General features: G+C 71.8%; 12 protein-coding genes. 9 read left to right on the top strand and 3 right to left on the bottom strand.

Translation table 11 applies throughout. The features are described from left to right. The first annotated feature begins 483 nt into the window (after nt 1–483). Nucleotides 484–1551, top strand: a complete 1068-nt coding sequence (locus tag O7621_RS09555) for a helix-turn-helix transcriptional regulator (RefSeq protein WP_282233634.1) — start codon at nt 484–486, stop codon at nt 1549–1551. A gap of 46 nt (nt 1552–1597) precedes the next feature. On the opposite strand, the gene msrA is transcribed toward O7621_RS09555, so the two are convergent. Further along, entirely contained in the window at nt 1598–2254 is a 657-nt protein-coding gene (gene msrA, locus O7621_RS09560; protein ID WP_282233635.1) for a peptide-methionine (S)-S-oxide reductase MsrA, read from the bottom strand. Between the two features lie 136 nt (nt 2255–2390). On the opposite strand from msrA, the gene O7621_RS09565 reads away from it, so the two are divergent. From O7621_RS09565 to ilvA, 3 genes are all read left to right on the top strand, one after another. After that, nucleotides 2391–3533, top strand: a complete 1143-nt coding sequence (locus O7621_RS09565) for a cystathionine gamma-synthase (RefSeq protein ID WP_282233636.1) — start codon at nt 2391–2393, stop codon at nt 3531–3533. Between the two features lie 117 nt (nt 3534–3650). Continuing rightward, nucleotides 3651–5042, top strand: a complete 1392-nt coding sequence (locus tag O7621_RS09570) for an amidase (RefSeq protein ID WP_282233637.1) — start codon at nt 3651–3653, stop codon at nt 5040–5042. Beyond that, nucleotides 5039–6259 carry a threonine ammonia-lyase gene (gene ilvA, locus O7621_RS09575; RefSeq protein ID WP_282233638.1) on the top strand — a complete coding sequence of 407 codons (1221 nt, stop codon included), beginning with the start codon at nt 5039–5041 and terminating at the stop codon, nt 6257–6259. Before O7621_RS09570 ends, ilvA begins: the two co-directional genes overlap by 4 nt. A 67-nt stretch (nt 6260–6326) precedes the next feature. Here ilvA and greA read toward each other — a convergent pair whose 3' ends face one another. Further along, nucleotides 6327–6827 (bottom strand): transcription elongation factor GreA, encoded by a 501-nt coding sequence (gene greA, locus O7621_RS09580; RefSeq protein WP_278173899.1) that lies wholly within the window; start codon nt 6825–6827, stop codon nt 6327–6329. Nucleotides 6828–6981: 154 nt separating this feature from the next. Beyond that, the gene (locus O7621_RS09585) at nt 6982–7416 is read right to left on the bottom strand and encodes a DUF4307 domain-containing protein (RefSeq protein WP_282233639.1); all 435 of its coding nucleotides are present in this window, start codon (nt 7414–7416) and stop codon (nt 6982–6984) included. Nucleotides 7417–7544: 128 nt separating this feature from the next. Between O7621_RS09585 and mca the strand changes: the two genes are divergently transcribed. The 5 genes from mca (at nt 7545) to O7621_RS09610 (ending at nt 14308) form a co-directional block, all read left to right on the top strand. Continuing rightward, nucleotides 7545–8429 (top strand): mycothiol conjugate amidase Mca, encoded by an 885-nt coding sequence (gene mca, locus O7621_RS09590; protein ID WP_282233640.1) that lies wholly within the window; start codon nt 7545–7547, stop codon nt 8427–8429. 51 nt (nt 8430–8480) lie between these two features. Next, entirely contained in the window at nt 8481–8738 is a 258-nt protein-coding gene (locus O7621_RS09595; protein WP_282233641.1) for a hypothetical protein, read from the top strand. Nucleotides 8739–9203: 465 nt separating this feature from the next. Beyond that, on the top strand, nt 9204–11597 hold the full coding sequence (locus O7621_RS09600) for a bifunctional diguanylate cyclase/phosphodiesterase (protein WP_282234526.1): 2394 nt from the start codon (nt 9204–9206) through the stop codon (nt 11595–11597). After that, nucleotides 11594–12196 (top strand): HAD-IA family hydrolase, encoded by a 603-nt coding sequence (locus O7621_RS09605; RefSeq protein ID WP_282233642.1) that lies wholly within the window; start codon nt 11594–11596, stop codon nt 12194–12196. Before O7621_RS09600 ends, O7621_RS09605 begins: the two co-directional genes overlap by 4 nt. 81 nt (nt 12197–12277) lie before the next feature. After that, nucleotides 12278–14308 (top strand): thioredoxin domain-containing protein, encoded by a 2031-nt coding sequence (locus O7621_RS09610; protein ID WP_282233643.1) that lies wholly within the window; start codon nt 12278–12280, stop codon nt 14306–14308. Nucleotides 14309–14310 lie beyond the last annotated feature (2 nt).

Consider the following 14310-nt stretch of genomic DNA (forward strand, 5'->3'; position numbering starts at 1 on the left):
GCCGGGGCGGCGGCGTGGACTGTCGGCGCGGCTCGCAGGCCAGTCTGGTCGGTGGAGCCGGCGGTCGGTCGCACCCGGCTGGCCCATCATCCGAAGGTGACGAATGGTTACCTTGCCCTTACTTTGAGTGGTTAATGACAATGATTGATTATGGTCTTAGTCTCGTCTGGCCTCGGGTATCGCGCCACTGGAGATCGGATGAAGTCTGCTCGGACTTGTCCAGCACGGCCGACATCTGCCATCGTCTTTTCCGGGTGGTGTACCTGCCCCTAGAACGTTGGTGTACGTAGTGGCCTGTCGCTGGCATGCTGGTCGATGGGCCGCGAGGTCGGCGGGCTGTTACGCCGAATCGGTGTAGGTTCGGTCCAACGCGTCCACGCGCCATCCCCGCGGCCTCTGGTCAAGAGCGTCAGGGGCAGTCGAAGGTCAGGAAAGCGCGGCTGAGTTTTCAGCAGGTCTTCAATACAGGTGGGCAGGCGGAATATGAGAGACACGGGTGAGACCCTGAGGAAGGCCCGGGAATCCGCTGGTGTCAGCCTGGCGAAAATGGCCGCGCTGAGCCACTTCAGCAAGGGTCATCTGTCGAACGTCGAGGCCGGGCGGCGGACAGCGACGGCCGATGTGGTGACCGCCTACGAACAGGTCTTGGGGGACCATATGCAACGTCGGGGCCTGATCACCGGGCTCGCCGCCGCAGTGGTGGCACCGGCAGCCGTCTCCGAACTCATCCACCGCGGCTTCACGGCTGCGCTCGGTGACCCGGCGGCCGAGGACCAATGGCAGGAACGGGCCGCCAACCTCGGCCGGGACTACATGTCGGTCGGCGCCGGTGAGCTGCAGGACCGGATCGCCAGCGACCTCGTCGTGCTGCAACAGCAACTCGGCACTCCGGTGATGTGGGGGCTGGCCGCCCGTTTCCTCAGCGTCTACGGCAAGACCACCGGGATGGCGCAGGAAGCAGTCCGGTGGTACCGGCTTGCCGCGGTCAGCGCTGATCGCAGCGGCGACCGGACCGTGCAAGTCTGGGTCCGGGGCCGCGCCGCGCTGGCCCTCGGCTACGAGGGCGCTGCCCTCACGGTCGCGCAGGACCTGGCCGATCAGGCCCTCGCGCTGACTGACCGACCATCGCTCGGGCGGCTCAACGCGTTGATGGCCAAGGCGCACGTCGCCGGTGTCCGTGGCGACCGGATCAGCGCATTGGCACACCTGGACGAGGCCCGCCGGGTCTTCGACCAGACCGGTTCCGCCGAGCAGATCTCCGACTTCGCCGTGCCCGAGTGGCGGATGGCGATCTTCACCAGCATGCTGCTCGCCCGCCTCGGCGACCCGGCCGCGGTCGACGCCCAGGAGTGGGCGGACCGGACCCGGCCAACCAGCCTGGCCCGGTTCGCCACCCACATCGAGCTGCACCGTGGGCTGATGCTGGTCAAGTCGGGCGACCGCGTCGAAGGGCTGCGGCACGCCCGATCGGCACTGGCGAGTCTGCCACCGGCCAAGCACAGCCAGTCGCTGCGGTTGATGCTGCGGGAGGTGGAGCGGGCCGCCGCCTGATCCGGCGACGGCCGGCTCCGGTTCAGAATCTGCGACGACGGCTTTGTCAGTCGCCGCTGCGGGCGACGCCCACCGGGCAGGTCATCCCGTTCGGCCCGTGGTTGCAGTAGCCGCCGGGATTCTTGTGCAGGTACTGCTGGTGGTGATCCTCAGCGTAGTAGTACTCGCCGAGTGGCCGGATCTCGGTGGTGATCCCGTCCCGGCCGGCCGCGGCCACCACCGGAGCGAACGCCGTCCGGGAATCGGCGGCCTCGGTCGCCTGCTCGGCGTCGGTGGTGTAGATCGTCGACCGGTACTGCGTACCGACGTCGTTGCCCTGGCGCATGCCCTGCGTCGGGTCGTGGTTCTCCCAGAACACCTTCAGCAGGTCGGCGTAGCCGATCCGGGCCGGGTCGTAAACCACCTGAACGACCTCGGCGTGCCCCGTCCCGCCGGAACACACCTCCTCGTACGTGGGGTTCGGCGTCTCGCCGCCGGCATACCCGACCGAGGTCGACACGACCCCGGGCAGTCGCCAGAACAGCCGTTCGGCCCCCCAGAAGCAGCCCATCCCGAAGACCGCCACCCGGGTACCGGCCGGCCACGGGCCGGTCAGCGGCGTACCGAGCACCGCGTGCCGGTCCGCCACCGGCATCGGCCGGTCCCGGCCGGGCAGGGCCTGCCCCGGTTCGGGCAGATTCGCTTTCATCGGTCGCAGGAACACCGTGCGACTCCTCTCGTTCGTGGCCTCTCGGACAACACCGGTGGGAACCGGCTCGTTCCCGCCGGGGTACCCGCAGGTCGGGTGGGCATCCGTCCCACCGGCGGTGGCGCCCGGAGCGATGGCCTAGCCTCGTGCCATGACATACGGGTTCGACACGGTCGCCATCCACGCCGGGCAGGAGCCGGAGGCCCGGACCGGGGCGGTCGTGCCGCCGATCTACCAGACCAGCACGTACGCTCAGGACGAGGTGGGCGCCCCCCGGGCCGGCTACGAGTACAGCCGGTCGGCCAACCCGACCCGGGACGCGCTGCAGGAATGCCTGGCCGCGATCGAGGGAGGCCGGGCCGGGCTCGCCTTCGCCAGCGGTCTGGCGGCTGAGGACACGCTGCTGCGTACCGTCTGCCGGCCCGGCGACCACGTGATCATCCCGGACGACGCGTACGGCGGCACGTTCCGCCTGTTCGCCAAGGTCGCCGAACGCTGGGGACTGGCCTGGACCGCCGCGCGGATCTCCGACGTCGACGCGGTCCGGGCTGCGGTACAACCCGGCCGTACCCGGATGATCTGGGTGGAAACCCCGACGAACCCGCTGCTCGGCATCGCCGACATCGCCGGGCTGGCCGCCCTGGCCCGCGACGTCGCGGCGCGGCTCGTGGTGGACAACACCTTCGCCTCGCCGTACCTGCAGCAGCCGCTGGCGCTCGGCGCCGACGTGGTGGTCCACTCCACCACCAAGTATCTCGGTGGACACTCCGACGTGGTCGGTGGCGCGCTGGTCACCGACGATCCGGAACTCGCCGCCGAGCTGGCCTTCCACCAGAACGCCACGGGCGCGGTGAACGGGCCTTTCGACGCCTGGCTCACCCTGCGCGGGATCAAGACCCTGGGCGTACGGATGGAGCGGCACTGCGACAACGCCGAACGGGTCGTCGAATTCCTCGGCCAGCACCCGGCGGTACGCCAGGTGCTCTACCCCGGACACCGCGACCACCCCGGCCACGAGACGGCGGCCAAGCAGATGCGCCGGTTCGGTGGGATGGTCTCGTTCCGGGTGGCCGGTGGTGAGGCGGAAGCGGTGCGGATCTGCAACCGGGCCCGACTGTTCGTCCTCGCCGAATCGCTCGGCGGGGTCGAATCGTTGATCGAACATCCTGGACGGATGACCCACGCGAGCGCCGCCGGCTCGCCTCTTGAAGTCCCCGGCGATCTCGTGCGACTGTCTGTCGGAATCGAAACCGTGGACGACCTGCTGGCCGACCTGGATCAGGCGCTCGGCTGAGGATCCGTCGGCGAGATCCGACGGGCGGGCCCACTGCGGGCCGGCCCGACACCCGGGCGGGTCCGGCGACGGGTCCGCACAGCGACGCGAACCGCGTACCGGCTGCCTGGAGGTGCCGTGCACGACATCGTACCGACCTGGGTCGGGACCACCGCCCGGCAGATCGCCCGGGCCGTACGCCGGGGAGACACCTCGGCGACCCGGGTCGTTGCCGACCATCTCGACCACATCGCCCGAGCCGACCCGGAGCTGTCCGCCTTCCGAGCGGTCCGTGGCGGCGAGGCCATCGTCGAAGCGGAAAAGGTCGACGAGCAGGAGGACCTGGCGAACCTGCCGCTGGCCGGGGTGCCGGTGGCGATCAAGGAGAACACCCCGGTCGCCGGGCTGCCGACCTGGCGCGGATCGGCCGCCGCGCGGACCGCGGTCGCCGAACACGACCACGAGATCGTCCGCCGGATGCGCGGTGCCGGCGCGGTCGTCGTCGGGGTGACCCGGATGCCGGAGCTCGGTCTCTGGGCGACCACCGACGACGCCACAGCGACCAGCCGCAACCCCTGGCAGCTGTCGCGTACCCCGGGCGGTTCCTCCGGTGGCGCGGCGGCCGCGGTGGCCAGCGGCATGGTGCCGATCGCACACGGCAACGACGGATTCGGCTCGATCCGGATCCCGGCTGCCTGCTGCGGCCTGCTCGGGCTCAAACCAGGCCGCGACGTGGTTCCGCGACAGCTCGGCACCGAGGACTGGTTCGGCCTCACCGAGCACGGCATCCTGACGACCTGTGTGGCGGACGCCGCGACCGGCTTCGCGGTGCTCGCTGGCCGGCGGCCGGAGAAGCTGGTCCAGCCGGGCCGGCTGCGGGTGGCGGTCTCGCTCACCTCGCCGGTGGCCGGGCTGCGGGCAGACGCGGCCAACCGGGACGCGGTGGCGGCGACGTCGCGCCGGCTCACCGAGGCCGGGCACGACGTGGTCGGCACCGAGCTGCACTATCCGGCCTCGCTGGGGCTGCGGGGACTGTCCACCTGGTTCGCCGCCGCAGCCGAGGACGTCGCCGCCGGCCGGGCCGGCGGCCGGGACCTGCAGCCACGGACCCGTCGGCACGTCGCGCTCGGCCGGTGGGCACAACGGCGCGGGTACGTCCGGGAAGCCGACCGCACCGCCTGGCGGGACCGGATGACCGGGTTCTTCACCGACCAGCGCGCCGACGTGCTGCTGACGCCGGCGCTGGCCGGCACCCCGCCGGCCGCGACCGGCTGGGCGCGCCGGTCGTGGGCGGCGAACATGTGGAGCTGTGTTCGGTACGCCCCGTACGCCGCGCCGTGGAACATGGCCGGACTGCCCGCGTTGGTGGCGCCGGCCGGGCTGCGCCCGGACGGCCTGCCGGTCGGGGTCCAGCTGGTCGGGCCGCCCGGCTCGGAGCTGCTGCTGCTCGCGGTGGCCGGCCAGCTGGAGATGATGGCATCGTGGCCCCGCCACGCCCCGTCGTGGCCGAGAGTGGACAGCCCGGTATGACGGAACTGGTCGGACTGCCGGCCGTCCTCGCCGCCCGGGACGTCCTGTCGGACGTGGTACGGGTGACTCCGCTGGAGCCGTCCCGCCCGTTGACCGCACTGCTCGGCGGGCCGGTCTGGTTGAAGTGCGAGAACCTGCAGCGGGCCGGCTCCTACAAGGTACGGGGCGCGTACCTGCGAATCTCCCGGCTGACCGAGCAGCAGCGGCGGCGCGGGGTGGTCGCGGCCAGCGCCGGCAACCATGCCCAGGGCGTGGCACTCGCCGCCGGACTGCTGGACATCGGCGCGACGGTGTTCATGCCGACCGGCGCGCCGCTGCCGAAGGTCGCCGCGACCAGAGGGTACGGTGCCGAGGTCGAGTTCGCCGGCACCACCGTGGACGAGGCGCTGGAGGCGGCCCGGGAGTTCGCCGACCGGACCGGTGCGGTGCTCATCCACCCGTTCGACCATCCGGACGTCATCGCCGGTCAGGGCACCGTGGCGCTGGAGATCCTGGAGCAGTGCCCGGAGGTCACCACCATCGTCACTTCGGTGGGTGGCGGCGGGTTGATCTCCGGGATCGCGGTGGCGGTCAAGGCACTGCGCCCGGACGTACGAGTGATCGGGGTGCAGGCGGACAGTGCGGCCGCGTACCCGCCGTCGCTGGCCGCCGGTGCCCCGGTGCGGTTGGCCGACTACCGTACGATCGCCGACGGTATCGCCGTGGGACGCCCCGGTGACCTGACGTTCGCGCACGTCAGCAAGTTGGTCGACGAGATCGTGACGGTCTCCGAGGAGGACCTGTCGCGGGCGCTGCTGATGTTGCTGGAGCGGGGCAAGCAGGTGGTCGAACCGGCCGGCTCGGCTGCGGTGGCGGCGCTGTTGTCCGGCGCGGTGCGGCCGGCCACCCCGACGGTCGCGGTACTCTCCGGCGGCAACATCGACCCGTTGCTGCTGTTGCGGGTGATCGAGTACGGCCTGGCCGCCGCCGGCCGGTACCTGCGGTTCACCGTACGGTGCGGCGACCGGCCCGGCGAGCTGGCCGCGCTGCTGGCACTGATCGCCGAGCAGCGGGCGAACGTGGTCGACGTTGATCATCAGCGGCGCAACCCGCACCTGCGGCTGGGTGAGGTCCAGGTCGGCCTGTCGGTAGAGACCCGCGGCCCGGAGCACTCGACCGAGCTGGTCGAGGTGCTCCGTGATCGCGGGTACCAGGTAACGTTCGCCGCGACGGACTGACTGACCCGTCTCCGCTGACGGACCTACCGCCGCTGCCGGACCCACCGCCGCTGTGGCGGCCGCGGACTCAGCCGGCGAAGGGCTCGAACTTGTCGACAGTGACCTTGATGTCCGCGCCGCTCGGCGCGGTGTAGGTCACCGTCTGACCCTGTCGGCTGCCCAGGATGGCCTGGCCGAGCGCGGACTCCGGGCTGTAGACGGTCAGCTCGGTCGTCGAGGAGATCTCCCGGGAGCCGAGCAGGAAGGTCTCGGTGTCGGCGGGGTCGTCGTCAAAGTGGATCGTGACGACCGTGCCGGGCGCGACGCTGTCCGCGTCCGGTGCCTCGCCGACCTTGGCGGTACGCAGCAGCTCCTGCAGGTAGCGGATCCGGGCCTCCTGCTTGCCCTGCTCCTCGCGGGCGGCATGGTAGCCGCCGTTCTCCCGCAGGTCGCCTTCCTCCCGACGGGCATTGATCTCGGCGGCCATCGCCGTCCGTCCGGCGATCAGCTCGTTGAGCTCGGCCTGGAGCCGGTCGTAAGCGTCCTGGGACAGCCAGGTGGTGGGCGCCTCGCGGTCGGTCGTGGACACAGACGATCTCCTTGTGGGCTTGCGGGCGGTCGAGGTCGAACTACCAACGTACCAGCGATCCGCACCGAGGTGCCGGGGTTGCAACGGCCCGGGTGTGCCGGCCGCCGGATCGCCACCCGCCTCGGCGGGTGTGGCGAGGGTCACGGTCGGCTGGTCAGTCGATGGGTCGGCAACGTGGCACCTCGCCCAGGAACGCGACCCGTTCGGTGGCCAGCCGGTACGTGGTGCGGACGTGTCGTTCGCCCGGCTCGGCCCGGACGGTCACCTCGGACCGGCCCACCTCCGCCCCGTCCCGCGACCGGGCCCTGACCAGGCAGGTCGTCGCACCGCCGGGGGGCACCGTGACGGCGAAGTCGATGGTGATCCCGTCCTCGGTGGCCTCGGTGTAGGTGATCACCTCGGGCTGGTGCAGCGGGTCGCCGTAGAGCGTGTAGAGCCGGCCGGCGATCGCCGTCCCGACCAGCACCGCCACCGCTGTGAGCAGCGCGACGAGCCACGGCCGGCGCGCTCGGGGCGCGCGTCGGCGTCCGTACCGCCCGGGTGGGAACATGACGGCGGTCGGTGCGGTTGTGGCGGACGTGTCGGTCACCCGGGACGGAACTCCTTGGCGGACGTGTCGGTGGGGTCGGCGAGAATGGTCGACGGGCCCCATTGTCGCAGCCGGGCCCGGACGCCGCCGGCAGGGGATGTCAGGCACGGGATGAGGGAGCGTTTTCGTTGGCTGAGCAACTGCGTCTGATGGCGGTGCACGCCCATCCTGACGACGAGTCCAGCAAGGGTGCCGCGACGATGGCCCGGTACGTCGCGGAAGGTGCCCAGGTGCTGGTGGTGACCTGCACCGGCGGGGAGCGGGGCAGTGTGCTGAACCCGAAACTCGACCGGCCGGACGTGTGGGAGAACATCGCCGAGATCCGCCGGGCCGAGATGGACGCCGCCCGGGCGATCCTCGGCGTCGAGCAGGCCTGGTTGGGCTTTGTCGACTCGGGTCTGCCCGAGGGCGATCCGCTGCCGCCGCTACCGGACGGGTGTTTCGCCCTGGAGCCGCTGGAGGAGGCGGCCGGGCCGTTGGTGCGGTTGATGCGGGAGTTCCGTCCGCACGTGGTGACCACCTACGACGAGGACGGCGGTTACCCGCACCCGGACCACATCATGTGCAACCGGGTGAGCGTCGCCGCGTTCGAGGCGGCCGGTGACCCGGCCCGCTACCCGGGTGTCGGTGGTGAGCCGTGGCAGCCGTTGAAGCTGTACTACTGCATGAGCTTCACCAGGGCGCGAATTCTCGCGCTGCACGAGGGGATGCTCGCGATCGGTCGGGAGTCGCCGTACCAGGAGTGGATGGACCGGTGGGAGGAGCGCCCGGACAAGGGCGACCGGATCACCACCCGGGTCGACTGCGCCGACTACTTCCCGGTCCGCGACGACGCGCTGCGCGCGCATGCCACCCAGGTCGATCCGGACGGCTTCTGGTTCCAGGTGCCGATGGAGGTGCAGCGGCAGGCCTGGCCGACCGAGGATTTCGAGTTGGTCCGGTCGTTCGTCGATAGCCCGAAGCCGGAATCCGACCTGTTCGCCGGGATTCGCGAGGGGCTCGGTCACTCCTGATCCGCCGGGCGTACCGTGTAGTCGACGTCAGCGACGCAGAGGGGTCCGATCGTGCTGAGTGCTGTCCATGTCCTGGCGGTGAACAACTTCGGGGACACCCGCAGCGGTGGTCTGGCCGGGCCGATGGGGCTGTTCCTGCTCCTGGTGCTCGCCGCCGCGACGGTGTTCCTGATCAGGAACATGAACGCCCGGCTGCGTCGGCTGCCCCAGCGGTTCGACGATGCGGAGCCGGGCGGCGGGTCGGCGGCGGCCGAACGCAATGTCCTTGATCCGACAGAAGGCGACTCGCGTCCCGGATCCCCTTTGTAAGCGCTTACATCCGCTCTCACCAGGGACTTTTCTCCCCTCCAGCGGGCCTCCGCCGGTAAACCGGCCCAGTGGCCCCTGTTGCCGGAATCGGCTTTGGCTTAGCCTTCCGCCGGGGACCTTCAGTTCCTCCGACCGCGCGCGGAAAGGGGCGACCATGGATCGCACAGGTGTCGTCCCTGGTCGTACCGAACGGACGCGAGGGATGCTCATCATGGTCGGTCGTCCGCGTCGGGCGTCGGTCCACGGCCCGGCGGTCACCGGGAGTGACCCGTGACGCCGGCGCGGCCGGAACCGGCTGCGACCGCGCGCCAGGCGACGACCGAAACCCTGGACGGCGGGGGCCACTGGCGGCTGCCCGTCTTCACCGTCGCCGTCCTGGTGGCGGCCGTCGCCACCATCGCCATCGGGCTGCTCACCGGGTCGGCCCCGCAGACGTCGGCGCTCCCGCCCCCGGCCGGATTCGCGATCGTCGCGGCGCTGCTCGGCGTCGCGCAACTCGCCCGACTGCGGTTCCGCATCGGGACCGGCACGGTCAGCTTCACCTGGGGCGAGGCCGCCCTCATCGTCGGGCTCTACGTCCTCCCGGCCGGCTGGCTGCCGGCCGCCGCCGCAGTCGGCGTGGGCGTCGCCTGGACCCTGCTGTCGATCTTCTCCGAGCCCCGTACCGTGCCGGAGATCCTCCGGGTCACCGCGTCGTTGACTGTCGCGGTCGCGGCGGCCGGCGTCACCGCCCGGGCCGTCGCCGACCCGTACGCCCAGCAGCTCACCCCACTGCTCGCCGCCGCCATGCTTCTCGGCGGGCTGGTCTATCTGCTGATCACCGCCGCCCTCGCCACGGTCGCCCTGTCACTGCGGCACGGTCGGCCGTTCGGTGCCACCCTGCTGCACGCGCTGCGCAACAAGCTGCTGATGTTCGTCGGCAACGTCCTGGTCGGGCTGGTCACGGTCGGGATGCTCGGCCACGATCCGCGTTGGCTACTGCTGCTGCCCCCGGTGCTGTGGCTGCTGCAGCAGACCTACGGCCACCGGTTGCGGATCGAGGACGAGCGTCGGGCCTGGCAGGAGTTCGCCCGGGCGACCCGGGCGCTCAACAAGCTCGACGAGCCGGCCGTCGTCGGCGCCGGAGTCGAAGGCGGGCTGGCCCTGTTCGGTGCCGAGCGGGTCGAGATCGACGTGCGGCAGGTCGACGGCAGGCTGTGGCGCTACGTCGGCGACGCCGACGGCGGGATGCGCCGGTCGGAACCGCCGGCCGATCCCGTCGACCCCGTCGCGGCGGCTGAGGACGTCGCGGACGACGCCACCGACCAGATGCTCGTCCACCCGCTCACGGTCGGCCGGACCGGCGTCGGTGAGCTGCGGATCCACCTGCCGGGCAGCACCATGCCGAGGTCCCGGGACCGCAACGCGCTCTCCGCCTTCGGTGACGCGCTCGCCGCCGCCCTGCACGACGCGGCCACCGAGCGGGCACTGCGCCACCTCACCGACCGGACCATGCACCGGTCCATGCACGATCCGGTGACCGAGCTGCTCAACCGGGCGGCGCTGCTCACCAAGGGGGACGCCGCACTGCACCGGCTGGAGCACGATCATCCGGTCGCTCTGCTGCTGCTCGACATCAAGGGCTTCAGAGAGGTCAACGACACCCTGGGCAATGCTGCCGGTGACGAGCTGCTGCAGTCCGCCGCCCGGCGGCTCAGCGACCGAGTCCGCCCCGGCGAACTGCTCGGCCGACTCGGCAACGACGAGTTCGCCCTGCTCCTGACCTCGCTGAGCCCGGCGGCGGCCGGTTGCGTCGAGCGGACCTCGCCGACCGGGGTGGCGATGCGCCGGGCCCGCGAGATCACCGCGATGCTGGCCGAGCCGACCGACGTCGCCGGCGTGCGGATGTCGGTCGAAGGCGCACTCGGCGTGGTGGTCGCCGGTGCCGGCACCGCCGACATGAACGAACTGCTCCGCCGGGCGAACATCGCGATGAGCCAGGCGAAGGCGATCGGCGGTAGCGTCGCCGGCTACGACAGCGCGAAGGACGCCGCCAATACCGACCAGTTGGCACTACTGGCCGAACTGCGCGCCGCGCTGGACGTCGACGACCAGCTCGAACTGGCCCTGCAACCGGCGGTCGACCTCGCCACCGGCGGGCCGACCGGGGTGGAGGCGCTGATCCGGTGGCGGCATCCGCGGCGCGGCCGGCTCACCCCGGTCCACTTCGTCAGAGCGGTCGAGGGCAGTGAACTGCTCGCCCCGTTCACCCGGTACGTCGTCGACCGGGCGTTGTCGGCCGCCGCCGAGTGGGCGGCGCACGGCATCGACGTACCGATCTCGGTCAACATCTCGGCCCGGAGCCTGCTCGACCCGCAGTTGCCGGCCGAGATCGGCGAGCTGCTGCGCCGCCACCAGGTCCCGGCCCACCGGTTGGTGCTGGAAATCACCGAGACGGTGGTGATGAGCGAGTTGGAGATCATCGACGAGGTGCTGGCCAGCCTCCGGGAGATGGGCGTCCAGCTCGCCGTCGACGACTTCGGCACGGGGTTCTCCTCACTGGCCTTCCTGACCCGGGTCACCGTCGACGAGTTGAAGGTCGACCGGTCCTTCGTGGTCCGGATGGCCGACTCGCCACGCGACGCCGCCATCGTGCGACACACCGTCCGGCTGGGCCGGGAAATGGGCCTGCGGGTGGTCGCCGAGGGGGTGGAGACCGCCGACCAGCGGGCCACCCTGGCCGCCCTCGGCTGCGCCGCCGCCCAGGGCTACCACTTCTTCAAGCCGATGCCCGCCGACAAGGTGCTCGCGGTGCTCCGGTCCCTGGCGGACTCCGCGCAGGCGCAGATCTATCCGCTGCGCGCGGACGGTGCGTCGTGACCGGCGGGCCCAGCGGCGCTGTCCGGGACTGGCTGGTCTTCGACTACGGCCAGGTCATCTCGCTGCCGCAGCCGTCGGCCGCGGTGGCCGCCATGGCCCAGCTGGCCGGCCTGCCGCAGGCCACCTTCGACGAGGGGTACTGGCGGCACCGGGACGCCTACGACGCCGGCTGGCCGGCCGACCGCTACTGGAGCCACGTGGTCGGTCGGCCGCTGTCCGCCGACGATCCGCTCGTGGCCGAACTGGACCGGGCCGACATCGCCAGCTGGTCGCAGCTGAATCCGCGTACCGTCGAACTCGTCACCGGCCTTGCCGCCGACGGGCACGGCTTGGCGCTGCTGTCCAACGCCCCCGAGTCCATCGCCACGGCGATCGACTCGGCCGACTGGGCGGCGGTGTTCCACCACCGGCTGTTCAGCTGCCGGCTGGCGTTGACCAAACCCGATCCGGCGATCTTCGCGGCACTGCTGCACCGGCTCGGCGCGCCTGCCGACCGGGTCACCTTCGTCGACGACCGCCCGGAGAACGTCCGGGCCGCCGCCGAGGCGGGCCTCACCGCGCTGCGATACCCGGACGTTCCGGTGCCGACCCGGCGGTGAGCCGCCCACCGACTGGCTATGGTCGGAACGTGCGACCCCACACCGTCGGAGTCGTGCCACGACCCCGAGGAGCGACCCAGCGTGAACCGGCTCGGTGAGGCGACCAGCCCGTACCTGCAACAGCATGCCGACAACCCGGTCGACTGGTGGCCGTGGTGCCCGGAGGCGTTCGACGAGGCCCGCCGCCGGGACGTGCCGGTGCTGATCTCGGTCGGGTACGCGGCCTGCCACTGGTGCCACGTGATGGCGCACGAGTCGTTCGAGGACGACGCGGTCGGGCAGCTGATCAACGACAGTTTCGTCGCGATCAAAGTGGACCGGGAGGAACGCCCCGACGTGGACGCGGTCTACCTGGCCGCGACCCAGGCGATGACCGGTCAGGGCGGCTGGCCGATGACCGTGTTCGCCACCGCCGACGGCACCCCGTTCTTCTGCGGGACCTACTTCCCGCAGGCGAACTTCGTCCGGCTGCTCCACTCGGTCGGTGCCGCCTGGCGCGACCAGCGCGACGCCGTGCTGCGCCAGGGGGCCGCGGTAGCCGAGGCGGTCGGCGGCGCGCAGGCGGTCGGCGGGGCGACCACGCCGTTGACCGCCGACCTGCTCGACGCCGCCGCGGCGACGCTGGGCAAGGAGTACGACCCGACGCACGGCGGGTTCGGCGGGGCACCGAAGTTCCCCCCGCATCTCAGCCTGCTCTTCCTGCTGCGGCATCATCAACGTACCGGTGCCGCCGACAGCCTGGAGATCGTCCAGCACACCTGCGAGGCGATGGCCCGAGGCGGCATCTACGATCAGCTCGCCGGGGGCTTCGCCCGGTACGCGGTGGACGACACCTGGACGGTGCCGCACTTCGAGAAGATGCTCTACGACAACGCGCTGCTGCTGCGGGTCTACACGCTGCTGTGGCGGCTCACCGGCGACCGGATGGCCGGCCGGATCGCCCGGGAGACGGTCCGCTTCCTCGCCGAGGCGCTCGCCGTACCTGGCGGCGGGTTCGCCTCCGCGTTGGACGCCGACACCGGCGGGGTCGAAGGCGCCAGCTACGTGTGGACGCCGCAGCAGCTGATCGAGGTCCTCGGCGAGGCCGACGGGCGGTGGGCGGCAGACCTGTACGGGGTGACCGGCGACGGCACCTTCGAACACGGCACCAGCGTGCTTCGGCTGGCCCGCGACGTCGACGACACGCCGCCGGAGCATCTGGACCGGGTCCGGACGGCGCTGCGTCGGGCCCGGTCGGCCCGGCCGCAGCCGGCCCGCGACGACAAGGTGGTGACCGCCTGGAACGGCTTGGCGGTCACCGCGTTGGTCGAGTTCGCCACCGCCGCGGATGCCCTGACCGGTGCCGACGGGACCGGTGCCGCAGCCGGCACCGACGGCGACGTTGAGCTGGCCGCCGAGTTGGCGGTTGCGACCGGTGCGCATCTGGCCCGTACCCACCTGGTCGGCGGGCGGCTGCGCCGGGTCTCCCGGGACGGACTGGTCGGCGCGCCCGACGGGGTGCTGGAAGACTACGGCTGCCTCGCCGAGGCGTTCTGCGCGCTGCACCAGCTCACCGGGGAACACCGGTGGCTGGACCTCGCCGGTGAGCTGCTGGACGTCGCGCTGGCCCGGTTCGCCGCCGACAACGGCGGCTTCTACGACACCGCCGACGACGCCGAACAGCTGGTCGCCAGGCCGGCGGATCCGACCGACAACGCCACCGCGTCCGGGCTTTCGGCCACCGCCGCCGCGCTCACCTGGTACGCGGCGCTGCGCGGCGCCCCGCAGTACCGGGACGCCGCCGAGGCCGCGCTGGCCACCGTCGCGCCGGTCGTCGCCCGACACGCCCGGTTCACCGGCTACGCCGCCGCCGTCGGCGAGGCGTTGCTCTCCGGTCCGTACGAGATCGCCGTGGTCACCGAGGACCCGACCGGTGACCCGCTGCTGCGGGCGGCGCGACGGTATGCGCCGCCCGGTGCGGTGGTGGTGGCCGGCCGCCCCGACCAGGCCGGCGTACCGCTGCTGGCGGACCGGCCGATGATCGGCGGCGTGTCGACCGCGTACGTCTGCCGGGGCTTCGTCTGCGACCGGCCGGTCACCTCCGTCGCGGACCTGGTCGCGCAGCTGGGTTAGGC

Origin of the sequence: Solwaraspora sp. WMMD937, from assembly GCF_029581175.1 — a bacterium.
Lineage (GTDB): Bacteria > Actinomycetota > Actinomycetes > Mycobacteriales > Micromonosporaceae > Micromonospora_E.